Annotated in this window: 24 protein-coding genes and 1 pseudogene; 9 read left to right on the top strand and 16 right to left on the bottom strand. The window is 70.6% G+C overall.

Going from position 1 to position 23,932, the window contains the following annotated elements:
* Positions 1 to 196: 196 nt before the first annotated feature.
* The 5 genes from ACH4DZ_RS10865 (at position 197) to ACH4DZ_RS10845 (ending at position 5,361) form a co-directional block, all read left to right on the top strand.
* Positions 197 to 1,144: an SPFH domain-containing protein gene (locus ACH4DZ_RS10865; protein ID WP_398286684.1), complete on the top strand. Its 948-nt coding sequence runs from the start codon at positions 197 to 199 to the stop codon at positions 1,142 to 1,144.
* Positions 1,141 to 1,425, top strand: a complete 285-nt coding sequence (locus tag ACH4DZ_RS10860) for a hypothetical protein (protein WP_398286683.1) — start codon at positions 1,141 to 1,143, stop codon at positions 1,423 to 1,425. The genes ACH4DZ_RS10865 and ACH4DZ_RS10860 overlap by 4 nt, the downstream gene beginning before the upstream one ends.
* A 314-nt stretch (positions 1,426 to 1,739) precedes the next feature.
* Entirely contained in the window at positions 1,740 to 2,264 is a 525-nt protein-coding gene (locus tag ACH4DZ_RS10855) for a PadR family transcriptional regulator (RefSeq protein WP_107020256.1), read from the top strand.
* On the top strand, positions 2,261 to 2,947 hold the full coding sequence (locus ACH4DZ_RS10850; RefSeq protein WP_398286682.1) for an ABC transporter ATP-binding protein: 687 nt from the start codon (positions 2,261 to 2,263) through the stop codon (positions 2,945 to 2,947). Before ACH4DZ_RS10855 ends, ACH4DZ_RS10850 begins: the two co-directional genes overlap by 4 nt.
* 83 nt (positions 2,948 to 3,030) lie before the next feature.
* Positions 3,031 to 5,361, top strand: coding sequence for an ABC transporter permease (locus ACH4DZ_RS10845; protein WP_398287069.1), 2,331 nt, complete (start codon positions 3,031 to 3,033; stop codon positions 5,359 to 5,361).
* Positions 5,362 to 5,558: 197 nt separating this feature from the next.
* Here ACH4DZ_RS10845 and ACH4DZ_RS10840 read toward each other — a convergent pair.
* Positions 5,559 to 5,729: pseudogene (locus ACH4DZ_RS10840) on the bottom strand (LysR family transcriptional regulator); the annotation flags it as partial.
* 48 nt (positions 5,730 to 5,777) lie between these two features.
* On the opposite strand from ACH4DZ_RS10840, the gene ACH4DZ_RS10835 reads away from it, so the two are divergent.
* Entirely contained in the window at positions 5,778 to 6,026 is a 249-nt protein-coding gene (locus ACH4DZ_RS10835) for a hypothetical protein (RefSeq protein WP_398286681.1), read from the top strand.
* Between the two features lie 3 nt (positions 6,027 to 6,029).
* Complete coding sequence (locus tag ACH4DZ_RS10830) at positions 6,030 to 6,563, top strand: alkyl hydroperoxide reductase (RefSeq protein WP_398286680.1); 534 nt, start codon at positions 6,030 to 6,032, stop codon at positions 6,561 to 6,563.
* 193 nt (positions 6,564 to 6,756) lie between these two features.
* Here ACH4DZ_RS10830 and ACH4DZ_RS10825 read toward each other — a convergent pair whose 3' ends face one another.
* The 4 genes from ACH4DZ_RS10825 to ACH4DZ_RS10810 all read right to left on the bottom strand — a co-directional run bounded on the left by ACH4DZ_RS10825 (position 6,757) and on the right by ACH4DZ_RS10810 (position 11,799).
* Complete coding sequence (locus ACH4DZ_RS10825; RefSeq protein ID WP_398286679.1) at positions 6,757 to 8,082, bottom strand: AI-2E family transporter; 1,326 nt, start codon at positions 8,080 to 8,082, stop codon at positions 6,757 to 6,759.
* Between the two features lie 134 nt (positions 8,083 to 8,216).
* Positions 8,217 to 8,942 (bottom strand): lytic transglycosylase domain-containing protein, encoded by a 726-nt coding sequence (locus ACH4DZ_RS10820; protein WP_398286678.1) that lies wholly within the window; start codon positions 8,940 to 8,942, stop codon positions 8,217 to 8,219.
* Between the two features lie 418 nt (positions 8,943 to 9,360).
* Positions 9,361 to 10,686: a PhoH family protein gene (locus tag ACH4DZ_RS10815; RefSeq protein WP_107020261.1), complete on the bottom strand. Its 1,326-nt coding sequence runs from the start codon at positions 10,684 to 10,686 to the stop codon at positions 9,361 to 9,363.
* A gap of 339 nt (positions 10,687 to 11,025) precedes the next feature.
* On the bottom strand, positions 11,026 to 11,799 hold the full coding sequence (locus tag ACH4DZ_RS10810; RefSeq protein WP_398286677.1) for an isoprenyl transferase: 774 nt from the start codon (positions 11,797 to 11,799) through the stop codon (positions 11,026 to 11,028).
* A gap of 867 nt (positions 11,800 to 12,666) precedes the next feature.
* Between ACH4DZ_RS10810 and ACH4DZ_RS10805 the strand changes: the two genes are divergently transcribed.
* A complete protein-coding gene (locus ACH4DZ_RS10805) occupies positions 12,667 to 13,824 on the top strand; it encodes a winged helix DNA-binding domain-containing protein (protein ID WP_398286676.1) in 1,158 nt (385 codons plus the stop codon).
* Between the two features lie 47 nt (positions 13,825 to 13,871).
* Here the strand turns inward: ACH4DZ_RS10805 and ACH4DZ_RS10800 are convergent, their stop codons facing one another.
* On the bottom strand, positions 13,872 to 15,785 hold the full coding sequence (locus ACH4DZ_RS10800; protein WP_398286675.1) for a heavy metal translocating P-type ATPase: 1,914 nt from the start codon (positions 15,783 to 15,785) through the stop codon (positions 13,872 to 13,874).
* 66 nt (positions 15,786 to 15,851) lie between these two features.
* On the opposite strand from ACH4DZ_RS10800, the gene ACH4DZ_RS10795 reads away from it, so the two are divergent.
* Positions 15,852 to 16,202, top strand: a complete 351-nt coding sequence (locus ACH4DZ_RS10795; RefSeq protein ID WP_398286674.1) for an ArsR/SmtB family transcription factor — start codon at positions 15,852 to 15,854, stop codon at positions 16,200 to 16,202.
* A 43-nt stretch (positions 16,203 to 16,245) separates the two neighbouring features.
* Here the strand turns inward: ACH4DZ_RS10795 and ACH4DZ_RS10790 are convergent, their stop codons facing one another.
* From ACH4DZ_RS10790 to ACH4DZ_RS10745, 10 genes are all read right to left on the bottom strand, one after another.
* Entirely contained in the window at positions 16,246 to 17,007 is a 762-nt protein-coding gene (locus ACH4DZ_RS10790; RefSeq protein ID WP_398286673.1) for a class I SAM-dependent methyltransferase, read from the bottom strand.
* Between the two features lie 52 nt (positions 17,008 to 17,059).
* A complete protein-coding gene (locus tag ACH4DZ_RS10785; protein WP_398286672.1) occupies positions 17,060 to 17,584 on the bottom strand; it encodes a GNAT family N-acetyltransferase in 525 nt (174 codons plus the stop codon).
* A gap of 62 nt (positions 17,585 to 17,646) precedes the next feature.
* Complete coding sequence (locus tag ACH4DZ_RS10780; RefSeq protein ID WP_398286671.1) at positions 17,647 to 18,522, bottom strand: LLM class flavin-dependent oxidoreductase; 876 nt, start codon at positions 18,520 to 18,522, stop codon at positions 17,647 to 17,649.
* Positions 18,523 to 18,659: 137 nt separating this feature from the next.
* The gene (locus ACH4DZ_RS10775) at positions 18,660 to 19,283 is read right to left on the bottom strand and encodes an OmpA family protein (RefSeq protein WP_398286670.1); all 624 of its coding nucleotides are present in this window, start codon (positions 19,281 to 19,283) and stop codon (positions 18,660 to 18,662) included.
* 2 nt (positions 19,284 to 19,285) lie between these two features.
* The gene (locus ACH4DZ_RS10770; RefSeq protein WP_398286669.1) at positions 19,286 to 19,879 is read right to left on the bottom strand and encodes a hypothetical protein; all 594 of its coding nucleotides are present in this window, start codon (positions 19,877 to 19,879) and stop codon (positions 19,286 to 19,288) included.
* A gap of 15 nt (positions 19,880 to 19,894) precedes the next feature.
* Positions 19,895 to 20,500, bottom strand: a complete 606-nt coding sequence (locus tag ACH4DZ_RS10765) for a pilus assembly protein TadG-related protein (protein WP_398287068.1) — start codon at positions 20,498 to 20,500, stop codon at positions 19,895 to 19,897.
* Entirely contained in the window at positions 20,497 to 20,739 is a 243-nt protein-coding gene (locus ACH4DZ_RS10760; RefSeq protein ID WP_398286668.1) for a hypothetical protein, read from the bottom strand. The genes ACH4DZ_RS10765 and ACH4DZ_RS10760 overlap by 4 nt, the downstream gene beginning before the upstream one ends.
* 105 nt (positions 20,740 to 20,844) lie before the next feature.
* Positions 20,845 to 21,597, bottom strand: coding sequence for a response regulator (locus tag ACH4DZ_RS10755; protein WP_398286667.1), 753 nt, complete (start codon positions 21,595 to 21,597; stop codon positions 20,845 to 20,847).
* Positions 21,590 to 22,939, bottom strand: coding sequence for a sensor histidine kinase (locus ACH4DZ_RS10750; protein ID WP_398286666.1), 1,350 nt, complete (start codon positions 22,937 to 22,939; stop codon positions 21,590 to 21,592). The genes ACH4DZ_RS10755 and ACH4DZ_RS10750 overlap by 8 nt, the downstream gene beginning before the upstream one ends.
* 52 nt (positions 22,940 to 22,991) lie before the next feature.
* The gene (locus tag ACH4DZ_RS10745) at positions 22,992 to 23,882 is read right to left on the bottom strand and encodes a DUF5936 domain-containing protein (protein ID WP_398286665.1); all 891 of its coding nucleotides are present in this window, start codon (positions 23,880 to 23,882) and stop codon (positions 22,992 to 22,994) included.
* Positions 23,883 to 23,932: the final 50 nt, after the last annotated feature.

The raw sequence follows: 23,932 nt of genomic DNA, 5'->3' as shown, positions 1-23,932 counted from the left end.
GGACAAACGCCTGTCGATCCGGCCTTTTACGGACGTGAGAATCAGCACCCACCCCTATGGAACCGACGATTCACGGGAGTGGAAGGTTGCCGTGGCGGGTAAAGTGATATCACTTAGATAGATCGAGCCGGGCGTCCGCACACGGGGCGCCGGCGCCGAACGCACCACGAAAGCACCAGGAAACGGGGGACCACTCATGTCCGCACACGACTCTCCGGGCCATGCCCAGGACATCGCCGACGTACCCGAGATGCCCGCTCCGCGCGTACGGGAGGTCTCCGCGCACAGCATCGGCGGCGGGCTCGCGCTGCTGCTCGGGCTCGTCGGACTGCTGCTGGGGGCCGCACTGATCGTCTCCGCCACCGCGGTGGACGCCACCGGCGGCAAGGCCGCGCTCATCGTGGCCGGCATCCTGATCGGCCTCGCCGCCTTCGTCGCCATGTGCGGCCTGAACATGGTGGCGCCCGGCGAGGCCCGCGTCGTCCAGCTCTTCGGCCGCTACCGCGGCACGATCCGCGAGGACGGGCTGCGCTGGGTCAACCCGCTCACGTCCCGTACGAAGATCTCGACGCGGGTACGCAATCACGAGACGGCCGTCCTCAAGGTCAACGACGCCTACGGCAACCCGATCGAGCTGGCCGCCGTCGTGGTGTGGCGGGTCGAGGACACCGCGCAGGCGAGCTTCGAGGTGGACGACTTCCTGGAGTTCGTCGCCACCCAGACCGAGGCGGCCGTGCGGCACATCGCCATCGAGTACCCGTACGACGCCCATGACGAGGAAGGTCTGTCGCTGCGGGGCAATGCGGAGGAGATCACCGAGAAGCTCGCGGTCGAGCTGCGGGCGCGGGTGGACGCGGCGGGCGTGCAGATCATCGAGTCGCGCTTCACGCATCTCGCGTACGCGCCCGAGATCGCCTCGGCGATGCTCCAGCGGCAGCAGGCGGGTGCGGTCGTGGCCGCGCGGCGCCAGATCGTGGACGGGGCGGTCGGCATGGTCGAGGCCGCGCTCGCCCAGCTCTCCGAGCGGGACATCGTCGAGCTGGACTCCGAGCGGAAGGCGGCGATGGTGTCGAACCTGCTGGTGGTTCTGTGCGGGGACCGGGCGCCGCAGCCCGTCGTGAACGCGGGATCCCTCTACCAGTGAGTTCATCTCCGGAGGGGGCCCCTCCGACTCCCCCGGATCCGACTCCCCCGGATCCGCCTCGGCGGCGGGCGCAGCAGCAGCGCAAGCAGGTGCTGTTGCGGCTGGATCCGCTGGTGTACGAGGCGTTGGCCCGGTGGGCCGGGGATGAGCTGCGCTCGGCCAACGCGCAGATCGAGTTTCTGTTGCGGCGCGCGCTGGGGGAGGCGGGTCGCCTGCCCGGTGGGGCCGGCCCCATCCCCCGGCGGGGGCGGCCTGCCCTCTCCGAGGAGGGGGAGGAGTAGGCGCCGGCGCCACCGCGTTCGGGTGCGGGGCCGGTGGGGGTTGCTCGCGCCGTTCCCCGCGCCCCTGAAAGGCGGGGCTGCGCCCCAGCCTTTCGCCCTTCAGGGGCGCGGGGAACGGCGCAATCTTTTAGGGGCGCGGGAAACTGCGCGGGCAACCCCCACCGGGCCCGCACCCACCTACCCAAGATCCGGCCCCCTCCAGGCAGTCGCAGAACCGTGACAATCGGGTCCGACCTGCGGGGACACACACCCCGGGCACAGGTCTACACAGTGCGTATACACGCCGTGTATACGCACTGTGTAGAGTGCTCCGCATGTCCATCGGTCACACGCTCCTAGGGCTCCTGGAGTCCGGCCCCCGTCACGGTTACGACCTGAAGCGGGCCTTCGACGAGAAGTTCGGTCACGACCGGCCGCTCCACTACGGCCAGGTCTATTCGACGATGTCCCGGCTGCTGAAGAACGGCCTTGTGGAGGTCGACGGGATAGAGGCGGGCGAAGGCCCCGAGCGCAAGCGGTACGCGATCACCGAGGCCGGCGTCACCGACGTCCAGCGGTGGCTCGCGACGCCGGAGAAGCCCGAGCCGTATCTCCAGTCGACCCTCTACACGAAGGTCGTCCTCGCCCTCCTGACGCACCGCGACGCGTCCGAGATCCTCGACACCCAGCGCTCGGAACACCTGCGCATGATGCGCATCCTCACCGACCGCAAACGCAAGGGCGATCTCGCCGACCAGCTGATCTGCGACCACGCCCTCTTCCATCTTGAGGCCGACCTGCGGTGGCTCGAACTCACCGCGGCCCGCCTCGGCAAACTCGCTGAGGCGGTGACCCGATGACCCCCGCAGGCTCCCTGCTCGTGGCCCACGACCTGCGCAAGGCGTACGGCCCCACCAACGCCCTCGACGGCGCCGAGTTCTCCATCCACCCGGGCGAGGTCGTCGCCGTGATGGGCCCCTCGGGCTCCGGCAAGTCGACCCTCCTGCACTGCCTCGCCGGCATCGTGACGCCCGACTCGGGCTCGATCACGTACAGCGGCCGTGAGATGGCGACCATGAACGACTCCCAGCGCAGCGCGCTGCGGCGCTCCCAGTTCGGGTTCGTCTTCCAGTTCGGCCAGCTGGTGCCGGAACTGACCTGCGTCGAGAACGTGGCCCTGCCGCTGCGCCTCAACGGCACCTCCCGCAAGGAGGCCGAGCGCACCGCCCTGTCCTGGATGGAGCGCCTGGAGGTCGACGACCTGGCGGGCAAGCGGCCCGGCGAGGTCTCCGGCGGCCAGGGCCAGCGCGTCGCCGTGGCCCGCTCCCTGGTCACCAGCCCCCGGGTGCTGTTCGCGGACGAGCCCACCGGCGCCCTCGACTCGCTCAACGGCGAGCGCGTGATGGAGCTGCTCACGGACGCCGCCCGGTCCGCCAACGCCGCCGTCGTCCTCGTCACGCACGAGACCCGGGTGGCCGCGTACTCGGACCGCGAGATCGTCGTACGCGACGGGAAGTCCCGCGACATGGAGCGCGTCGTATGAGCGCCCGCGCGTCCACCGCCGCCGCCCCGCCCGAGGCCTCCCCGGAGCCGCCCGCCTGGGACGATCCGCGCCGTGCGACCCCCATGTTGCGGCAGTGGTCCAGAGACCTCGCCATGGGGATCAAGTTCGCGTTCACCGGCGGTCGCGAGGGCTGGGTACGGGTCCTGCTCACCGGTGTCGGCGTGGGGCTCGGCGTGGCGCTGCTGCTGCTCACCACCGCGATCCCCAGCGCGCTGCAGGCACGGTCCGACCGTGAGTACGCGCGGATGGACCTGGTGATGAACGCTGCCGAACCTGCCAAGTCCGACAAAACCGTGCTCGTCGCGAACGTCGACACCGAGTTCCGCGGCCTGGACGTGCGCGGCCGTCAGCTGGAGCCCGAGGGCCTGCGGGCGCCGCTGCCGCCCGGGATCGAGAAGTTCCCCGCACCGGGCGAGATGGTCGTGTCCCCCGCGCTGAAGGAACTGCTGGACTTCAAGGACGCCGGGCTGCTGCGCGACCGGCTGCCGTACCGCGTCACCGGGACCATCGGTGAGAGCGGCCTGATCGGCTCGGCCGAACTCGCCTACTACACGGGCGGCCGGAACCTGGCCGAGTTCGACGAAGGCTCACGCATCACGCGCCTCAGCACCTTCGGCGCGACGAAGGGGCCCTCGGAGGAGATGGACCCGGTCCTCCTCCTGCTCGTCCTCACGGTCTTCGTGGTGCTGCTGATGCCGGTCGGCGTCTTCATCGCCGCGGCCGTACGCTTCGGCGGCGAACGGCGCGACCGCAGGCTCGCCGCGCTGCGGCTGGTCGGCGCCGACGGCCGGATGACCCGCCGGATCGCCGCGGGCGAGGCGCTCGCCGGAGCCTTCCTCGGACTGCTCTTCGGCGTCGGCTTCTTCCTGATCGGCCGCCAGATCGCCGGTTCCCTGGAGCTCTTCGGGATCAGCGTCTTCCCGAGCTACCTCGACCCGACGCCCGTACTCGCCGTCCTGATCGCCGTCGCGGTCCCGGCCGCCGCGGTGGCGGTGACGCTCCTCGCCCTGCGCGGCGTGGTCATCGAGCCGCTCGGCGTGGTGCGTACGGCCAGGCCCGCGCGGCGCCGGCTGTGGTGGCGGCTGCTGCTGCCGCTGGGCGGTCTCGGCCTGCTCGCCCCGATGATCGGCAAGGGCAACAACAACGGCGACTTCAACGAGTACATGGTGACCGGCGGTGTCATCCTGCTCCTCGTCGGCATCACCGCGCTGCTGCCGTGGGTCGTGGAAGCCGTCGTCGCCCGCCTCAACTCGGGCTCGGTCTCCTGGCAACTGGCCATTCGGAGGCTGCAGTTGAGCAGCGGCACCGCGGCCCGCATGGTCAACGGCATCGCGGTGGCGGTGGCCGGCGCGATCGCCCTGCAGATGCTGTTCGCCGGTGTCGAGGACGACTTCACGAAGTCCACCGGGCAGGATCTCTCGCGGGCCCAGATGGAGATATCCGTACCGAAGGCCGTCTCCCTGGCGGACGCCCGGAACAAGCTCGCGGACACCCGCGGGGTACGCGGCGCCGTCGCGCTGTCCGACACCACGCTGAGCGAGCGGGCGAAGAACCCCGACACGTCCTCGCTGATCACGGTCGGCGACTGTGCCGCCCTGCGCGAGGTGGCGAAGCTGTCCTCGTGCCGCGAGGGCGATGTGTTCGCCGTGCAGGGGGCCGAGTACGACTCGGAGACCGCGAAGTTCGCGAAGCCCGGCCGCAAGCTCGTCGTCGACCCCTCCTACGACGACGTCGTGCAGGGCGCGGAGGTGGCCTGGACCGTGCCGCGGGACATCAAGAAGGCTGATCCGCGCAAGGACCCGACGGGCTGGGAGCGCGGCGGTTTCCTGTTCACCACGAGCGCGCTGCCCGCCGCCGCGGTCCCGGCCACCAGCGGGGTGGTCTACCTCAAGCTCGACGCGACGGTCCCGGACGGGCAGGAACTCGTACGCAACACCGCCGCGGAGATCAACCCGCTCGCGGACCCCATGACGTACACGAGCAGTGAGCGGTCGGACCGCTTCGACTCCATCCGCACCGGGCTGTTCGTCGGCTCGGCCTGCGTCCTCGCACTGATCGGGGCGAGCCTGCTGGTCTCCCAGCTGGAGCAGCTGCGCGAGCGCAAGAAGCTGCTCTCAGCGTTGGTCGCCTTCGGCACCCGGCGCCGCACACTGAGCCTGTCGGTGCTGTGGCAGACCGCGATCCCGGTCGCGCTGGGCCTGCTCCTCGCCTCGGTGGTGGGCCTCACGCTGGGCGCGGTCCTGCTGAAGATGACGGGCACGACGGTGACGGTGGACTGGCTGAGCGTCCTGGCCATGACGGGCATCGGCGCGGCGGTGGTCCTGGCGGTAACGGCCCTGAGCGTCCCCCCGCTCCTACGCCTGATGCGCCCGGACGGCTTGCGCACGGAGTAACCCCGAGGGGGGTGCCCCACACAGGGGCGCGGGGAACGGCGCAGTCTTTCGTCTTCAGGGGCGCGGGGAACGGCGCAATCTTTTAGGGGCGCGGGGAACGGCGCGGCCAGCCACGACGGCGCCGCACCGCCCCCAGCGCCCCGCCAACTCCCCGTACTCCCCCGCTCGCGCAGCGCCTCGCGCGCAATGCCCAGGGTCTCCTCCAGCGCCGAGACCGCGCCGGGCAGCGCGGGCCGGCTCATGCCGAGGGCGGTGGCCGCGTCCCTGAAGTGCAGATGCTCTGCCACCGCGGCGAAGGCGCGCAGCTGCGAGAGGCTGGGCTGCCTTTTCCATGCACTCTGTGCCACGATCGAGGGCGTCCAGCCCATGGGAAAGTCCCCCCAATAAGGGGGTTTTCTCCGTTACGAGGAGAGCGCGTGCTCACTTTCGGTGACAGGTTCCCCGAGTTCGATCTGACTGCCTGTGTCTCGCCGGCGAAGAGCGAGGAGTTCGTCCTGACAGAGATCGCGGCCTTCGGGAAGCTCGACGACGGCTTCGCCGAGCGTGCCGCCCCCATGGAGGTCCTGCGGGGCCTGGACGCGCTGCGGACCGACGAGCTGTGCCCGTGCGACCGGACCAAGGGCGAGACCACTCTCGACCCGGTCGAGCTGCCGGCCGGTGAGTGACCCATGTCCCTCGACGCGCTGAAGTCCGCGATTCCGGACTACGCCAAGGACCTCCGGCTGAACCTCGGTTCGGTCATCGGCGACTCCGACCTTACGCGGCAGCAGTTGTGGGGCACGGTGCTCGTGTGCGCCATCGCCTCGCGGTCGCCGCGGGTGCTGCGGGAACTGGAGGAGGAGGCGAACGCGAAGCTCTCGCCCGAGGCGTACACGGCGGCGAAGTCCGCCGCGGCGGTCATGGCGATGAACAACGTCTTCCACCGCACGCGGCATCTGCTGTCCGACCCGGAGTACGGGACGCTGCCGGCCGGGCTCCGGATGAACGTCATCGGTAACCCGGGTGTGGAGAAGGTCGACTTCGAGCTGTGGTCGCTCGCCGTGTCCGCGATCAATGCGTGCGGGCAGTGTCTTGACTCGCATGAGCGGGTTCTTCGTAAGGCGGGTGTCGACCGGGAGACGATCCAGGAGGCGTTCAAGATCGCGGCGGTGGTGCAGGCGGTGGGGGTCACGCTGGACGCCGAGGCGATCCTGACGCAGTAGTTTGTTCCGCCCCCGCCGCCCCTACCCTTCCCGTCACTGGATGGGGGCTGCGCCCCCTCGCCCCCCTTTGTCCTCAAACGCCGGACGGGCTGGATGGTGTCCGCCGGTCCGGGGACATCTCAGCCCGTCCGGCGTTTGAGGACCGGGGGTTCGGGGGCAGCGCCCCCGAGTCAGGTAAGGGCGGAGAAAGGTCCTACACCAGCGGTGGCGCGTCCGTCGGGGGCGGGGTTTCGGACGTCGCCGTGGAACCGTGCGGCCCCGGCGAGTGCCGCAGCGCCGCCTCACGCGAGTGGGAACGCAAGTACCCCACCACCGTGTTGGTGACCGCGACGAGCGGCACGGCGACCACCGCGCCGCCGATCCCCGCGACCATCCCCCCCGCCGCCACGGACAGGACGACGGCCAGCGGATGCACCCGCACCGCCCGCCCGAGGATGAACGGCTGCAGGATGTGCCCCTCGATCTGCTGGACGGCCAGCACCACGGCCAGGGTCATGACCGCAGTGAAGACGCCCTGGGTCACGAGGGCGACGACCACCGCCAGCGCCCCGGAGATGACGGCGCCGACGAGCGGGATGAAGGCGCCGAGGAAGATGAAGACGGCGAGCGGGACGGCCATCGGGACGTCGAGGAAGAAGATGCCGAGACCGATGAAGGTGGCGTCGATCAGGGCGACTATCACCGTGCCGCGGACGTACGCGGTGAGGGTGCGCCAGGCCCGCGGTCCCGCTCCCGCCACTCCTGGACGCGCCGCCGCCGGGACCAGCTTGAGCGTCCACTCCCAGATGCGCTTGCCGTCGTAGAGGAGGAAGAGCGTGGAGAACATCGTCAGGAGGATGCCGGTGAGCGCCTCGACGATGACGGTGACGCCTTCGAGCCCCGCGGACGTGATCTCCTCGGTGTTCGCCCCGACCGCCTCGCGCAGGCTCTTGGCGATGTCCTTGATCTGGTCCTCGGTGACGTGGAACGGGCTGTTCAGCAGCCAGCGCTGCAGCTCGTCGATGCCGTCCTGGATCTGGTCGGCGAGGTTGTTGATGTTCTCCATGACCTGCCAGACCACGAACCATCCGACCAGCCCCATGACGACGAAGCCGAGGATCGCGGTGAGCGCGGTGGCGAGGCCGCGCGGGAACCCGTATCTGCGCAGCCGGGCGACCGTGGGCTGGAGCAGGGCCGTGATGAGCAGCGCGGAGACGAAGGCCAGGACGACCAGTTGTACGGCGCTGATGACGCGCATCAGCACCCAGACGGTGCCCGCGAGGACGAGCAGCCGCCAGCCGGCCTCGGCGGCGACCCGCATCCCCCACGGGACGGCGGTGGCGGGATCCGGGCGGACGTGGGCGACCGTGCCCGCGGGGGACGACCCCGACAGGGACGAGGACGAGGAATCCGTACCGACCGCTTCGTCCTTGTCGATCTCGTCGTCCTTCTCGGCTGCCGCGCGGCGCGCGTCCAGCCGCTCTCCCACTTCGGTGAGGCCGGCACCGATCCGGCCGAACCAACCTGGCACTCGCGACATGACCCGTCCTCTTCCCCCGTTGCTCCCCACCACTCCTCCCTGGAGTCCCTGGAGTCGTCGGCATCGACCGTACATGGCAGAAGCCCCTCACCGTAGGACGGTGAAGGGCTCCGCGAGGTTGAGCCGCAGACGACTCAGTAGTAGTTGTTGGCCTGCCAGAAGTCCCAGGCGCCGCACGGGCTGCCGTAGCGGCCGTCCATGTAGCTCAGGCCCCACTTGATCTGCGTCGCCGGGTTGGTCGCCCAGTCGGCACCGGCCGAGGACATCTTCGAACCCGGCAGGGCCTGCATGAGGCCGTACGCGTCGGAGGTGGGATTGTCCGCCTGGTAGTTCCAGCTGGACTCGTGGTCGACGATCCGGCTGAAGCACGCGAACTGGTCCGCCGGGACGAGCTGGCGGGCCATCTCCTGGACCTCGGCGGCGGTGTACGACGCCTTGACCGTGAAGCTGGAGGCGTCACGCGTGGCGGAGCGGCTGGCGACCTTCTCGGTCTCCTTGCGCTCCTTCGCCTCCTTCTCGGCCTTCTCAGCGGCTTCCGCGGCCTTCTGCTTGGCGACCGCGTCCTTGGCCGCCTGCTTGCGCGCGGCTGCCTCGGCGTCCTTCTTGGCTGTCGCGTCAGCCGCGATGGCCTGGGAGTCGGCCTGCTGAGTCAGAGAGGCGGTCTGCACCTGCGCCTGCGCGCCCGCGGGGATGTCCGCGAGGAGCGTGGCGCCGCTCGCCGTTGCCTCGGCGTCATCGCTCGCCGGTGCGGTGCTGCCCGAGGCAACACCGGTAACAGCGCCGACGGCGGTGACTGCGGTGGCCGAGGCCACTGCGAGCCCACGGACCGAAATCCGGCTCACACGGTTTCCTTCCAGCATCGACCGCTACAGGTGACCCTCGCGGACGCAATCTTGCCCCTGGCACTGGCCTCCCAACTGCGGGGTCACGGGAGGCACGGGCCCGGTGGGCAACTCCCTTGCGGGGAGCGCCGCTTGGTGCGCGGGCGGCATACGACGGCGTTATGGAGTTCTGAGGTTCTTGCTGTGCTGTGCCGCTGGGGGTACAGCTGTGTCGTATGCGGGGCCTGACAGGAATGAGACTCTGCCGCACCCCGGCGCCGGGAGGCAATTCTGTGCCGGGTGTGAAAGCTCACACCTCGTTTGCCTCAGAAGTTTTTCGGAAACGAGGGCGCACGACGACGCCGCCCGGCTAGGCTCTTCGCCTTTGCCGGACGGCGCCAACTACCGTGCAGCCACCACCCGTCGGACAGACCCGGACGGGTGGGGGCAGCCGGTATCAGATCTGTCCGTCCTCCAGCATTTCGGTCACAAGGGCGGCAATCTGGGACCGCTCGGACCGGGTGAGTGTGACGTGCGCGAAGAGCGGATGCCCCTTCAGTTTCTCGACGACGGCCACCACTCCGTCGTACCGCCCGACCCTGAGGTTGTCCCGCTGGGCCACGTCATGGGTCAGGATCACCCGTGAATTCGAGCCGATTCGGGACAGAACGGTCAGCAGGACGTTCCGTTCCAGGGATTGCGCCTCGTCCACGATCACGAACGCGTCGTGGAGGGAGCGGCCTCGGATGTGCGTGAGCGGCAGGACCTCCAGCATGCCGCGCGCGGTGATCTCCTCGATGACCTCGCGGCTGGTGACCGCGGACAGCGTGTCGAAGACCGCCTGCGCCCAGGGGCCCATCTTCTCGGACTCGGAACCGGGCAGATAGCCCAGCTCCTGCCCGCCGACCGCGTACAGCGGCCGGAAGACCATCACCTTCTGGTGCTGGCGCCGTTCGAGCACGGCCTCCAGGCCCGCGCACAGGGCGAGCGCCGACTTTCCGGTGCCGGCCCGGCCACCCATCGACACGATCCCGATGTCCGGGTCCAGCAGCAGATCCAGCGCGATGCGCTGCTCCGCGCTGCGGCCCTTGATACCGAAGGCCTCCCTGTCGCCGCGTACGAGCCGGACGTTGCCCTCGGCCGTCACACGTCCCAGCGCCTTGCCGCGCTCGGACTGGATCATCAGACCCGTGTGGACGGGGAAGTCCGACGCCTCGGGGACGTACAGGCTCTCCTGGTCGAAGAGGAGGTCCACCTGCTCGCCGGAGAGCGTCAGTTCGGACATTCCGGTCCAGCCGGAGGAGCCCGTGATGGCGAGTTCCGCCCGGTACTCCTCGGCGAGGAGCCCGACCGAGGAGGCCTTGATCCTCAGCGGGAGGTCCTTCGACACGACCGTGACGTCGAAACCTTCCGCCTGCAGATTGCGGGCGACCGCGAGGATGCGGGAGTCGTTGTCCCCCAGGCGATAGCCGCTCGGCAGCACGCTGGGGTCCGAGTGATTGAGCTCGACACGGACCGTTCCGCCCAACTCCCCCGTGGGGATCGGGGCGTCGAGACGGCCATATTTCACCCGGAACTCGTCGAGCAGACGCAGGGCCTGCCGGGCGAAGTAGCCGAGTTCGGGATGGTGCCGCTTGGCCTCCAATTCCGTGACCACGACGATCGGCAGCACTACTTCGTGCTCGTCGAAGCGGTTCATGGCGTGCGGGTCGGCCAGCAGGACGCTGGTGTCGAGAACATAGGTGCGCCGGTCTGGCATACGGCGCTTTGTGCTGGTCACCACGGAAGGACGTACCCCCTCGGATGAGGTCGGGGAGCGACGGAGGAGAGGTGGACCGGTTTCCGGCACCGATGCACGGGCCGTGAACCGGCCCTCCGCCTCGTCCGTACTGACCGCACGGTCGCGCTGGTGCAAAGGGCCTCCCGGGCGGACGGCCCCGTGCCGTCCGCTGAGATCCGACACCCGTGATTCGGGCGTCGACCTGGAGGCTTTATGCCCTCGAACGAGCCATGCCATGCCAGCACACATGGCGGCGCCCTGGTGAACTCCTCATTACTTCCACCCCAAAGGACCAATTCCCGGTCCCGCGGCAGCCCCCGGCGGCGGGGCCGCCTCAGTCCCTCATCCGCCGTAGCGCCGGTGGCGGGCCGCGTAGTCGCGCAGGGCGCGCAGGAAGTCGACCTTGCGGAAGGCCGGCCAGAAGACCTCGCAGAAGTAGTACTCGGAGTGGGCCGTCTGCCAGAGCATGAATCCGGACAGCCGCTGCTCGCCGCTCGTACGGATCACGAGGTCGGGGTCGGGCTGGTCGCTGGTGTAGAGGTGCTTGCCGATCATGTCGACGCTGACGTCCTCGGCGAGTTTCTCCAAGGAGGTGCCCTTGTCGGCGTGGTCGAGGATCATCGAGCGCACGGCGTCGGCGATCTCCTGCCGGCCGCCGTAGCCGATGGCGACGTTGACGAGTATTCCGCCGACGTGCGCGGTGGACTCCTCGGCCTCCTTCAGGACGGTCTGCATCCGCGCGGGCAGGATGTCGGGCGTGCCGACGTGGTGCACGCGCCAGCGGCCGTCGGCGGCGAGGGAGCTCACGACGTTCTCGATGATGCCGAGCAGCGGTACGAGTTCTTCCTCCGGGCGGTCGAAGTTGTCCGTGGACAACAGCCAGAGGGTGACGACCTCGACGTCGGTCTCGGAGCACCAGCCGAGGAATTCCTCGATCTTGTGGGCTCCGGCCCGGTGCCCCTGGGCGGCGGTGCTGCCGGCGGCCTTCGCCCAGCGCCGGTTGCCGTCCATGATGACCCCGATGTGCTTGGGCACCTGGTCGTGGTCAAGGTGGCCTTCCACCCTGCGTGCATAGAACCTGACCAGCAAGCGGCGCAGGTTGTCGCGCAGGTTCACGTTTTCGTCAGCCCCTCCGTGCAGATGGCAGTCCCCGAGGGCGACACCCTACCCCCGCCGGAGCGCCCCTCCCCCTAGGGGTACAAGGCCTCCCGGCCGATGGGCGGACCGGGAGCGGGGGCGGGCGCGGGCCGCGGGCGGGGCGGGCGGTTCGGCACGACGGCGACTGTGGGGCGTACGCCCGGCGCGTGTCGGCGCACAAAAAAACGGGCCGGTCCGTGGGGGGGAGACGGACCGGCCCGAGGGGGGGTTTCCACCATAACCCTTCGTAAGTGATGTCGCGCGCATCGGCGTGCCACAACTACTCTCCGGAGTCGGCCGACAACGCCTGAGTGGGAGTGGAAGCGTTCATTCAGTGGCAGATCATGGCCGATTCACAGCGAATTCGAAGGAGAACGAGGAGAATTCGAAGAGAACCAGGGGGTTCGCACGAGGATATGAGGCGTTGACCCATCCGCCTCGGACGTACGCCCCAAGAGTGACGCGGCCGGGCGACGACCACCCCCGCCCGCGGTGGACAAGGGGAGGGGCGGGCACCGCGCAGCCCCCTCCGCAGCGCGGTGCCCGCCCGCGCGGCTTTGCTGGCGCGAATCGTCTTGGACCGAACTTACGGGACCCCGCAGAGCAGAATGAGCCAATCGGCATAACGATGTGGAAACTCTGTGAGTGTTTCAGGGGTTTTTGCAGCCGGCCCCCTTCTGGCCCCGAGGGGAAAATGGCACTCTTTGCTGTTTCTTGAGTGTTTACAGCAGGTAATTTCCGCCATGGGCTGATTGCCTCCATTCGCCCGTATACGGACGGTGGGCTGTGCCGACCACCGGCTACAGCGGCCAGGATCTGGCCTAATTCCCCTCTAGCGTCGCCGCCATGACATCGAGGATCACGAAGGTCAGCTGGGACGAGGCGAGCGCGCGGCGCCACGGGCGTCAGCTGCTGCACCTGTCCGCGCGGTCCGGGACACCCGTCGCCGCGGTCGCGTCCACGCTGCTCGCCGTGCACGCGCAGGTCCTGTCGGCGGCCGAGCTCTCCCTGGCCCTGCGGCTCGACGGCGCGACCCGCCAGGACGTGCGGTCGGCGCTGTGGGACGACCTGAGCCTGGTGAAGACGTACGGCCCGCGGGGCACGATCCATCTCCTCGCCGCCGACGAACTCCCCTTCTGGACCGCCGCCCTGACCGCCGTGCCGCGCGGTAAGAGCCCGAACCCGGCGGTGCGCATGACCGCCGCACAGGAGGAGCAGGTCGTCGCCGCGGTCGGCGACGCCCTCGACGGACGACGGCTGACCATCGACGAGCTGTCCGAGGAGGTCGTGGCCCGCACCGGGCCGTGGGCCGGGGATCCGGTGATGGAGGCGTTCCAGGGAAAGTGGCCGCGCTGGCGCCAGGTGATGCACCGCGCGGGCCAGTCCGGCGCCCTGTGCTTCGCCCCCGACCGGGGCCGCAAGGCCACCTACACCCGCCCGCCGCACTTCGACCCGCTCCCCGCCGACGAGGCTCTCGCCACCCTCGTACGCCACTATCTGCGCGCGTACGGTCCCGCGACGCCGCAGCACTTCGCCAAGTGGGCCGCCGCGCCCCGGGGTTGGGCCGCCACCCTCTTCTCGTCGCTGGCCGCGTCCGGCGGGATCGAGGAGGTCGACTTCGAGGGGACGCCCGCCTGGGTGGTGGCGGGCGACACCGCCTTCCCCACCGGCGCCGTACGGGGCGTGCGGCTCCTCCCCTACTTCGACGCGTACGCCGTCGCCGCCCAGCCGCGTGAGCGGATGTTCCCCGGCGCCGCCTACCAGCGGGCCCTGGCCGGCGGGCAGGCGGGAAACTTCCCCGTGCTTCTCGTCGACGGGGTGGTCGCGGGGGTCTGGCACCAGCGGCGGCGCGGGAGGCGGACGACGGTGACGGTGGAGCCGCTGCAGCGGCTGACCGGCGCGCAGGAGAGTGAGCTGGGCGAGCAGGTCGAGCGGGTGGGCCGGATCCTGGAGGCGGAGCCGGAACTGGTGGTGGGAAAGGTGACGGCCGGGGCGCACGCCTGACCGGCTGAGGAGCCCACGGCGGACAGCTCGGGCAGCCGGTCGGGGGCCTACTCGCGCCAGGCGCTCTCCCGCAGCAGACGCAGGCCGTTGAGCCCGACCAGGATCGTGGAGCCCTCGTGGCCCGCGACGCCGAGGGGCAGCGGCAGGTGGCCGGCCAGGTCCCAGACCACCAGGACCCCGATGAACGCCCCCGCCAGGCACAGGTTCTGGACGACCAGGCGCCGGGCGCGGCGGGAGAGGGCCACCGCCTTGGGGACGGCGGTGAGGTCGTCGTGGACGAGCACGCCGTCCGCGGTCTCCAGGGCCAGGTCCGAACCCGCCCGGCCCATCGCGATGCCGGTGTGGGCGGCGGCCAGGGCGGGGGCGTCGTTCACCCCGTCGCCGACAAGGAGCACCCGGCCGCCCAGGTCCCGTACCGCTTCGGCCTTCTCGTGCGGGAGCAGGCCGGCACGTACGCCGTCGGAGGGGATGCCGGTCCGCTCGGCCACCGCGTGGGCCGCCCGGGGGTTGTCGCCGGTGAGGAGGACGGGCGGGGCGGTGGTGAGGCGGTTCAGCGCGGTGACGGCGGCGGGGGCGCCGGGGCGGAGCCGGTCGGCGAGGAGCAGCCAGCCGGCGCGTACGCCGTCCACGCGCACCACGACCGCCGTGCCGTCGGTGTCGGGGACCGCCGCCCCCTCGCCGAGACGCTCGGGCGAACCGACCGCCACCTCGCGTCCGGCGACGGTCGCGGTGACTCCGCATCCGGGCGCGGACCGGAAGTCGTACGCCTGACCTGGGCTCTCGCCGCGCGGGAGTTCGCGCGCGGCGGCCACGATCGCGCGGGCCAGCGGGTGCTCGCTGCGGTGCTCGGCGGCTGCCGCGAGGAGGAGCAGCTCGTTCTCCGAGAAGCCGGGTTCGGGGAGGATCTTGGTGAGGTGGGGCGTGCCTTCGGTCAGCGTGCCGGTCTTGTCGTAGGCGATCCGGTCGGTCTGCCCGAGGCGTTCCATCACGACGGCGGACTTGATGAGCACTCCGTGGCGGCCCGCGTTGGCGATGGCCGACAGGAGCGGCGGCATCGTCGCCAGGACCACCGCGCACGGGGACGCGACGATCATGAAGGTCATGGCGCGCAGGAGCGCCCCGGTGAGGTCGGCGCCGAAGGCGAGCGGGACGGCGAAGACGAGGACGGTCGCGGCCACCATGCCGAGCGCGTAGCGGTGTTCGATCCGCTCGACGAAGAGCTGGGTGGGGGCCTTCGTGCGGGACGCCTCCTCGACGAGGGCGACGACCCGCGCGATGACCGTGTCGGAGGGGTCGCGCTCGACGCGGACGCGCAGGGCGCCGGTCCCGTTCAGGGTCCCGGCGAAGACCTCGTCGCCGACCGCCTTCGGTACGGGCAGGGGTTCGCCGGTGATGGTCGCCTGGTCGATGTCGCTCGCGCCGTCGAGGACGCGGCCGTCGGCTCCGACGCGCTCACCGGGGCGTACGAGGATCACGTCCCCGATGGCGAGCGCGCCCGCCTCGACGGTCTCCTCCCTCTCCCCCTCTCCCTCCGCGCCCCTCACGGGGTGCAGCTGGGTGGCCGTCGGGGGTGCCAGACCGAGGAGGCCGCGGACGCTGTCCTCGGTGCGGGCGGTGGCCAGGGCCTCCATCGCGCCCGAGGTGGCGAAGATGACGATGAGCAGCGCGCCGTCCATGACCTGGCCGATCGAGGCCGCGCCGAGCGCCGCGACGATCATCAGCAGATCGACGTCGAGGGTCTTCCCGCGCAGCGCCCTGAGCCCTTCGAGCGCGGGTTCCCAGCCGCCGGCCAGGTAGGCGGCGGCGTACAGCGGGCCCCACAGCCAGGCGGTTCCGCCGAGCAGTTGGAGCGGGAGCGCGAGCAGGAAGGCCGCCGTGGAGACGGCGGCCCAGCGGGCTTCGGGCAGGGCGAGGAGGCGGGTGTCGGCGGGCTGCACGAGCGCCACCATACAGGAACACATGAATACGTCTTCATTTATGCCGATGGATTTCGATGGCTGGGGCGGTCGTCTCGCTACGATGGCGGCATGGGTCATGGAGTGGATGCGCAGAGCAGCATCCGCGACCGTCTGGACGCCGTGGGCGCCGCGGACGTCGCGGCGACGCTCCAGGCCCTGGCCACGCCTTCCCGGCTGCGCATCCTGGCGCGTCTGCGGGAGGGTCCGTGCGCGGTCGGCGAACTCGCCGAGGCGGCGGACCTGGAGCAGTCGGCGTGCTCCCACCAGCTGCGGCTGCTGCGGAATCTGGGGCTCGTCACGGGAGAGCGGCGCGGACGGTCGATCGTGTACGCGCTGTACGACCACCATGTGGCGGAGCTGCTGGAGCAGGCGCTGCATCACGTGGAGCATCTGCGGCTGGGGCTGCGGGACGAGGCGTGACCGCCTTCTGAGGGTGCGGCGGTCGGCGGTGAACGGTTAGCGGTCAGGCAGGGGGCTTGCGGGCCTCGAAGAGGTGGCGGGTGCTGTGGGCCACGAACGGGCCCTCGGTTTCGATCCGTTCATGCAGGCTCAGCAGCCGGGCCCGGTACCGGTCCACGGTGAAGCCGGGCACCATCCACACCACCTTCCGCAGGAAGTGCACGACGGCCCCGATGTCGTGGAACTCCATCCTCAGCCGCGCCGCCCGCAGGTCGACGATCCGCAGGCCGGCCGCCTCGGCGTCGGCGCGCTCGCGGTCGGGCCGGCGGTCGTCGCGCCCGGCTTCCGGCTGCGGGCCGAGGAAGTACTCGATGATCTCGAAGACGCTGCCGGGGCCCACGTGCTGGGCGAAGTACGTACCGCCCGGCTTGAGGACGCGGGCGATCTCCGTCCAGTGCGGCGTCACCGGGTGCCGGCTCACGACGAGGTCGAAGGCCTGGTCGCCGAACGGCAGCGGGGCGTCCTCCGGGGCGGCGACGACGACCGCGCCGAGCGGATGGAGCAGGGCGGTGGCCTTGGCGACGTTCGGGGGCCAGCCCTCGGTGGCGACGGTGAGCCTAGGCAACTTCGGCGCGGAGGCCAGCACTTCGCCGCCGCCGGTCTGGATGTCGAGAGCCGCGTCCGCCTCGGCGAGGCGCTCTCCCATGGCGCGCGCGTAGCCCCAGGAGGGGCGTTCCTCGGTGGCCCGTCCCTCGAACCACGAGAAGTCCCATCCGTCGGTGGGGACGGCCTCGGCTTCGGCGACGAGTTCTTGGAAGGGCCTCATCGGGCGATGGTGACAGGAGGTGCGTGCGTGTCGCGACAGGTTTCCTGCCGGGCTACTCCTGTACCGGGGCCTGGTCGAGTACGAGGAGGGTGTGGACGTCGTCGCCGTGCCGGACCGTGCCTGCGTGGCGGAAGCCGTGCCGTTCCAGGAGGCGCACCGAGGCGGTGTTCCCCGCGAACGGGTCGGCGTAGAGGGGCCGGGTGCTCTCCTCGCGGAGAAAGAGCGCGAGGGCCTCGGTGCCGATGCCTCTGCCCCAGTAGGGGCGACCGAGCCAGTACCCGATGAAGCGCCGGTCCTCCTCACCGTCGCCGTCTCCGTCTCCGTCTCCACTCCCCTCCCACCAGGCGACGAGGTGGCCGGCCGGGGCGCCGTCCACGTCGACCGTCCGTACGAGGACGGTGTCGTCGCCGAGGATGCGGGTGGCCCAGTGGGTCATGAAGCGCCCGCGCGGCCGGGCGGTGAACCTCGACCGGCGGGTCGCCTCGGTGTCCTGCTCCTGCGCGAAGAACGCCTCCAGGTCGGCCTCCGCCACGTTTCTCAGCCGTACGTCCGCTTGTGCGTGCGCGTGGTCGCTCATACCGAGGGAGTCTGGCAGCGGGCACTGACATATCGCCGGGCCGTTGCCGTCGTAGCCGTCGCTCAGGGCACCAGGGGGCGTACCTCTTCGGCGGTGAAGCGGATGAAGCCCTCGGGGTCGGGTTCGTCGGCGGTGGGCTGGAGGATGACGGTGTCGGCGCCCGCCTCCGTGAGGCGCTGGACGGCCTTGGCGACGGCGCCGGCGTCCCCGGCGACGCCGAGGTCCGGGACCGACGCCACGCCCTCGGCCTCCAGTTCGGCGTGGAGCCGGGCGGCGGCGCCGGGGCCGGTGGCGGTGAGGAGGTAGACGACGACGGAGTGCGGGGCGTCGGTACGGGAGGCCGACGCGCGCCCTTCGTCGATGAGTTGCCGGGCCTTGCGTACGCCGTCGGGGGGTGTGCCGGCGGTGAGGATCGTGCCGTCCGCGGCCTCTCCGGTGAGCTTGAGCGAGCGGGGGCCGGTGGCTCCGGCGAGAATCGGCACGGGTGCGGGCGGGGGCCAGTCGAGGGCGACGTCGTCGAGCTTCACGTACCGGCCGTCCGTGGTGACGCGCTCACCGGCCAGCAGGGCGCGCAGGGCGGCGAGGTACTCGCGCAGGAGCGTCACGGGGGACTCGGCCCGTGCGCCGACCTGCCCCATCCAGTCCTGTACGCCGTGGCCGACGCCGAGCACGGGTCGGCCCGGGAAGAGCCGGTGCAGGGTGGCGGCCTCCATGGCGGTGACGGCCACGTTGCGCAGCGGCACGGGGAGGAGGCCGACTCCGACGCGGAGCCGGTCGGTCCAGGCGAGGGCCGCCGCCGCGGCGGAGATGCCCCCTTCGAGGAAGCAGTCCTCCCACAGCCAGAGCTCCTCCAACCCGGCGTCGTCCGCCGCGCGGGCCAGCTCTCGCAGACGTTCTGGTGGCAGTTGAGGCCGAAAGACAGCACCGAGTGAGGTCATGGCCTGTTCCTACCCGGGAGGTGGGAGGGGCTCAACCTGTTTGTTGCGATCACTCAGCCGGTGCGTCGTCACAGGCGTCCGGTGTCCGGTTCGCCCAGCGCCCGCAGCACCGGAGGCAGGCTTCCCTTCGAGCCCGCTCAGCCCTCCTTCGGGAACGTGACCTCCACTCGGCGGTTCTTTCTGCGGCCCTGTTCCGAGGTGTTGTCCGCGATCGGGTAGTCCTCGCTGTAGCCGCGGACCACGAAGGTGACGTTCATTCCGCCGAGGTTCGAGGCCAGTTCCTCGTGGACGACCTCCGCCCGTCGCTTGGAGAGGGTGAGGCCGTGGGCGTACGAGCCGAGGTTGTCCGTGAAGCCGAAGACGCGGACGTTCGTGGCCTTCTGGGACTTGATCTCGTTCGCGATCGCCGCGATGCGGGCGTTCCCCTCCGGGTTGAGCTTCGAGCTGTCCTTCGGGAAGAGGACCTCCGCCTGGAGCGCGAACGTCACCTTCTCGTTCGTGTCCTCGCGCCGCTCCTCCCCGCCGAGGTCCTCGACGACCGACTTGATGTCGAGCACCCGCGCGGCGGCGAGCGTCGCGCCGTCGGCCAGCTTGAGCCCCGGGCTGTTCGCGTCCACCTCCGGTGGCGGCGACGTGGTGACGCTGCCCGGCGGGGCGCTCGGGTCCTCGTCGTCCGCGTGGGCCGAGGTCAGCGGCGTCATGAAGACGAGGGTCGTGAGGGCGGTGAGGGTGATCGACGTGGTGCGGAGGCTGAGGGGCATGGTCACTCGCCCTCGGAGATCTGTACGGAGGCGGGGGGCATCGACCCGACCTGGAAGGAGACCTTGGAGCTGTCTTCGGGGGGGGCGGGGAACTGGGCGTACCACTCGGCCGTTTCTCCCGACTTCACGCCGCCGACGAAGCGCGTGCAGAGGCACCGGCCCTCGGTGTCGCGGAGGATGAGGTACTTCTTCTTTCCCGTCTGGTCGACCAGGCTCGCCCCGGCGACGGATGAGGCGTTCTGCCGCAACTCGTTCTCGTCGCCGCGCCAGTCCGCCGCCACGAACAGCCTCGAACCGTTGTTGGTGACCGTGCCGGACACGGTCAGGAAGCCCCCCTCGTCACGCACCGCCGACGTGATGGTGAGCGAGATGTCCCCCTGCTTGGACTCTGCCAGCACCTCGTTCTCCGCCGGTGCCTTCGACTCCTCGTCCTTGCCGTCGTCGTCGCTCTTGCCGGACGTGGACGATGACGCGGCCTTGTCGGGCTTGTCGTCGTCGCCACCACCACCGCAGCCGGCCACCGTGAGGACCAGCCCAGTCGTGATCGCCACGGCGGTCAGTACCGTGCGGCCCTTCGTGGTGCGCCGAATGTTCATCGGTACGGCTTCCTTTCACTCGGCCAGTTGCACAGAGAACAGCACGGACGCGTCGGGAAGGTCGTCCAAATCGAAATCTTCGGGGTCGATATCCAAAATGTCGCCGCCACAATCCAGTTCGACGACGTCCTTCGGATCGTCGGGCACGTCGAAGTCGCAGCGGGGTTTGATGACGGCCGCGGCATCGGCGTTCGCCCGCATGCCCTCCGTGCCGGGGATGATCGAGTCCCCGACCGTGTAGTTGGTCTGGATCTCCACCTGGTAACCGGGGTAGCCGGCCGCCGTGTAGTTCCCGAACCCCGTGACGGTCGCGTCGTTCTCGGCGGCCAACTGGCCGGCCGCGGCTGCGGCTCCGGCGCCGTCGAATCCATCGCCGTCGAGCCAGTCCAGCCAGTCGTCCTCCACGCCGATGGCGCCCTCCAGGCCTTCCACCAGCTCGTCCCTGGAGTCCTGCGCGGCAGCCAACGCAGCGGCGTCCGCCGCGGACTGTGCTCCATTCCGGGCGGACGCCGCCTGGGCGAACGCGAAGAAGGCGAACGCGGCGAAGAGCAGGATCCCCGTCAGCCAGATGGAGATGGGGAGTGTCGACCCCCGGTCACCGCGGAAGCCGGGTCGGGTCAGCCACCGCCGACGACATCCGCGACCGCGTCGCCGATCGCTCCCGAGATCTGGCCGTCGAGCCCGAGCCCGTCGATCAGCGTGAAGATTCCGGCGATGAGGATCATCAGGCCCGCGTACTCGACGAACCCCGCTCCCGCGTCCCGGTCCCGGCCGTGCATCCGGGCGGAGACGGTCCGCGCCCAGGTCGCCAACGCCTGCTCCACGCCCACTGTCGCCCTCAGCGTCCAGTTCCTCGCCATCACGTCCCCTTCCCTCCCACCCAAAACCACTACCGTCCCGCGCACCGTACGTGAGAACCCGCCTACTGCGGGTGGGTCCAGGGGCCCAACTTCTGCCTGTCGGAGTCACCGGTTCCACCCCCCGTGGGCCGTGCCCAACCAACAGGCGATCGCTTCGCTGCGCGAAGAACTGTGCAGCTTCGCGAAGATGCGGTTGATGTGATTCTTCACCGTCTTCTCGCTGATGAAGCACGTGGCGGCGATCTGCTGGTTGCTCATGCCGGCCGCGATGAGATCCATGACCTCCACCTCCCGTGAACTCAGGTCGTGATCCAGGCGGTTGTGGCCGCGGCGGTGGAGTCCCGTCGCGTAGGCGGGGCGAGCCTTCCACGACTGTGTCACAACTGATTGCAGGTGCGAAGAGTTTTGGTTCGGTTCGTACGAAACACCGAGCGAATCCGAGACATCGACGGCGGACGAGGTGAAGGTCGCCGTCCCGTCGCCCAGGTCCCGTACCGCGGTGATCAGTTCGTCCGCGGTGAACTCCCCGTGCACCAGATAGCCGACCGCGCCCCGGCGCAACGCCTCGGCCACCACCTCGGGTTCACGGCTGTACGTCAGCATCATCACCGGTGCCAGCCGGGCCAGCCGGGGAAGCGCGGTCAGACCGTCGGTGCCGGGCATGCGGACGTCCAGGAGGATCACGTCGGGGCGGTGACAGGTCGCGGCGGCGATCGCCTCCGCGCCGTCGGCCGCCTGTGCCACGACCCGGATGTCCGGGTGGGCGTTCAGCAGGGCCGCGAGACCGGCCCGGACGACCGGGTTGTCGTCGGCCACCAGCACTCGCAGGAGCGGGCCGGGAAGTGCCTGGTCAGGCATGTGCGGCCTCCTCGTGGGGGGAGTGTGAGAGGGGTTCGGGGACGGTGGAGGCGCAAGGGAGGGTCAGCGTGACCTCCGTACCTCCGTGTGCGGTGCTGCGCAGCCGGAGCTCCGCGGCCACCGATGCCGCGCGCTCCAGCATTCCCAGCACACCGAAATGGCCGGTATTCGCCAGGACGTGTACGTCGTCCAGGGAGACGGCCGTGCCCGTGCCGTCGTCCCGCACCGTCAGGCGCAGGGCGGACCGCGCAAACTCCAGCGTCACGCGTACGTGCGTGGCGTTCGCGTGGCGGTGGGTGTTCTCCAGCGCCTCCGAGGCGATCGCCAGGAGTTGGCGGGATGCCCCCGGGGGGAGGGCGAGGGCCGGGCCCGGCCGGTGGGCGAAGGTTGCCTCGATGCCCGTACGGGACTCGAAGTCCGCCACTCTCGCGGCCAGTTCCGTCACCATGTCCATCGGCGGGCTGGACATGGCCGTGTGGGCCCGTAGGTCCGCCAGGAGTTCTCTGGACTCCGTCGCCGCCCTGCGTGCCGCCCCCGCCACCGCGGTCGCCTGGGACTTCAGGGTCCGGGGGTTCGTCCCGTTGTCCGCCGCCACCGCCAGGGCCTCCGCCGACAGGGCGAGGCCGTGGAGGGTCTTCGCCACGGAGTCGTGCATCTCCCGGGCCAGGCGGGCGCGTTCCGATTCCACGGCTTCCGCGACCGCCAGGCGGGAGTTCGCCTCCGCGAGTGCCTGGCTGGCCGTGCCGAAGCGGAACATCAGGTTTCGCAGGGTGACGCCGATGACGCCCGCCGCGACGCAGAAGCCCGCGATCAGGAGGGTGCTCGCGCCGGCGCCCGGGCGGTGTTCCCACGCCCTGAACACCGTGAGCAGGACCACCAGTTGCAGCCCCGTGAACACCCCGGAGCCCCGCCAGCCGTACAGCAGGCCCGAGAGGAGCGGGGTGCAGACCGCCGCGTAGGCGAGGGGGGACGCGGGGGACGCCGTGAGCAGGAGTATCGCGCCGAAGACCAGGTCCACCGCCATGAGGGTGGGGTGGGCGAGGAGCTGGGGCGCGCATCTGTCCCAGTCCCGGAGCATGGCGTACGAGCCCATCACGCCGAGGACCGCGGCGGTGACGACGGCGTGCCGGGGGAAGCCGTCGGCGGCGTTCGCCGTTGCGAAGGGGGCGCCTATGGCGATGAGGGTGAGGCGGATCGCGAATGCCTGACGGCACAGGGCCTGGAGGGCGTTGAGTTGGAGGCGGACGCCGGTGGGAGCCGCGGCGTCCTCTGCGAAGTAGCCGGTGCCTCCGGCGGGGAGGGGGGTTCGTCGGCTGCGGGCCGGATGTGGCTGGGCGCGCAACTCCCCACGCCCCTTACGGGGCCACCCCTGCTTCCAGCTGCCGGCCCTCATCTCAGCGTCCCAGGATCGAGCCGAAGTTCGTTCCCGAGCCGAGGAACATGCCCGTGGCGATGAGGATCATCGTGGCCGGGAGCATGAAGACCAGGGTGACCATCGTTGCCTTGGGGATCGTCTTCGCCGCCCGGCGGCGGGAGTTCTGGGCGTCGGTGCGGCGCATGTCCGTGGCGAGCTGGATCAGGGTGTCCGCGATCGGGGAGCCCAGTTCCTCGCCCTGCTGCAGTGCCGAGACGAACTGGGCGACCTGCTCGGAGGAGTTGCGCCTGCGCAGTTCGTCGAAGGCCTGGCGGCGGCTCACCCCCATGTCCATCTGGCGCAGGGTGATGCGCAGTTCGTCCGCCCATGGGCCCTCGTAGTGGTCCGCGACCCGCTCCAGGGCCTGGCGGAAGCCGAGGCCGGCCGACACCACGACCGCCAGGACGTCGAGGAAGTCGGGGAGGGTGCGGTCGATGACCTCCTTGCGTTCGCGGATCGCCTGCCAGATCAGGGCGTCGGCGGCCAGCAGGCCGAACGCCAGGGCCATCAGGGCGAAAAGCGTCCGGCCGTTGCCGAGGAAGACCAGGAAGAGCAGGGCGCCGAAGACGCCGTACACCGCCCGGCGGGCCGCGTAGCGGTTCAGGGTCAGGCCGCCGGGGTTGCCCGCCATGTCTATGCGGCGCCGTTTGGCGTCGACGCGGCGGGGGCCCATCAGGCGCAGTACGAGCGGGGCGAAGCGCATGCCGAGGCGGTCGACGGCCGATTCCGCCTTCGAGACGCGGGTGCCGCCGACCTCCAGCGCGAGGGCCATGTCGCCGGGGAGCTTGGCCTCCGCGCGGTACATGCGGATGCCGAGGAGGAGGCCTCCGACGGCCAGTCCCATCAGCGCGGCGAGCAGCACAGCGATCATCCTGATGCCCTCCTCGTCCGTCCGCTCCTCATCCCTCGTCTGCCCCTCAT

This window comes from Streptomyces sp. NPDC017991, from assembly GCF_044328075.1.
Taxonomy (GTDB): Bacteria; Actinomycetota; Actinomycetes; order Streptomycetales; family Streptomycetaceae; genus Streptomyces.
Note: the sequence above shows the minus strand (reverse complement) of the source record. Positions and strands in the feature narration are given on the sequence as shown.

What these genes read in the sequence shown, in the direction of transcription:
- ACH4DZ_RS10825 (WP_398286679.1), bottom strand. Translation starts at nt 8,082, where the DNA reads ATGTCGCGAGTGCCAGGTTGGTTCGGCCGGATCGGTGCCGGCCTCACC.
- ACH4DZ_RS10820 (WP_398286678.1), bottom strand. Translation starts at nt 8,942, where the DNA reads ATGCTGGAAGGAAACCGTGTGAGCCGGATTTCGGTCCGTGGGCTCGCA.
- ACH4DZ_RS10855 (WP_107020256.1), top strand. Translation starts at nt 1,740, where the DNA reads ATGTCCATCGGTCACACGCTCCTAGGGCTCCTGGAGTCCGGCCCCCGT.
- ACH4DZ_RS10745 (WP_398286665.1), bottom strand. Translation starts at nt 23,882, where the DNA reads ATGATCGCTGTGCTGCTCGCCGCGCTGATGGGACTGGCCGTCGGAGGC.
- ACH4DZ_RS10775 (WP_398286670.1), bottom strand. Translation starts at nt 19,283, where the DNA reads ATGCCCCTCAGCCTCCGCACCACGTCGATCACCCTCACCGCCCTCACG.
- ACH4DZ_RS10760 (WP_398286668.1), bottom strand. Translation starts at nt 20,739, where the DNA reads ATGGCGAGGAACTGGACGCTGAGGGCGACAGTGGGCGTGGAGCAGGCG.
- ACH4DZ_RS10845 (WP_398287069.1), top strand. Translation starts at nt 3,031, where the DNA reads ATGTTGCGGCAGTGGTCCAGAGACCTCGCCATGGGGATCAAGTTCGCG.
- ACH4DZ_RS10780 (WP_398286671.1), bottom strand. Translation starts at nt 18,522, where the DNA reads ATGACCTCACTCGGTGCTGTCTTTCGGCCTCAACTGCCACCAGAACGT.
- ACH4DZ_RS10770 (WP_398286669.1), bottom strand. Translation starts at nt 19,879, where the DNA reads ATGAACATTCGGCGCACCACGAAGGGCCGCACGGTACTGACCGCCGTG.
- ACH4DZ_RS10850 (WP_398286682.1), top strand. Translation starts at nt 2,261, where the DNA reads ATGACCCCCGCAGGCTCCCTGCTCGTGGCCCACGACCTGCGCAAGGCG.
- ACH4DZ_RS10755 (WP_398286667.1), bottom strand. Translation starts at nt 21,597, where the DNA reads ATGCCTGACCAGGCACTTCCCGGCCCGCTCCTGCGAGTGCTGGTGGCC.
- ACH4DZ_RS10830 (WP_398286680.1), top strand. Translation starts at nt 6,030, where the DNA reads ATGTCCCTCGACGCGCTGAAGTCCGCGATTCCGGACTACGCCAAGGAC.
- ACH4DZ_RS10800 (WP_398286675.1), bottom strand. Translation starts at nt 15,785, where the DNA reads ATGTGTTCCTGTATGGTGGCGCTCGTGCAGCCCGCCGACACCCGCCTC.
- ACH4DZ_RS10865 (WP_398286684.1), top strand. Translation starts at nt 197, where the DNA reads ATGTCCGCACACGACTCTCCGGGCCATGCCCAGGACATCGCCGACGTA.
- ACH4DZ_RS10785 (WP_398286672.1), bottom strand. Translation starts at nt 17,584, where the DNA reads ATGAGCGACCACGCGCACGCACAAGCGGACGTACGGCTGAGAAACGTG.
- ACH4DZ_RS10795 (WP_398286674.1), top strand. Translation starts at nt 15,852, where the DNA reads ATGGGTCATGGAGTGGATGCGCAGAGCAGCATCCGCGACCGTCTGGAC.
- ACH4DZ_RS10790 (WP_398286673.1), bottom strand. Translation starts at nt 17,007, where the DNA reads ATGAGGCCCTTCCAAGAACTCGTCGCCGAAGCCGAGGCCGTCCCCACC.
- ACH4DZ_RS10805 (WP_398286676.1), top strand. Translation starts at nt 12,667, where the DNA reads ATGACATCGAGGATCACGAAGGTCAGCTGGGACGAGGCGAGCGCGCGG.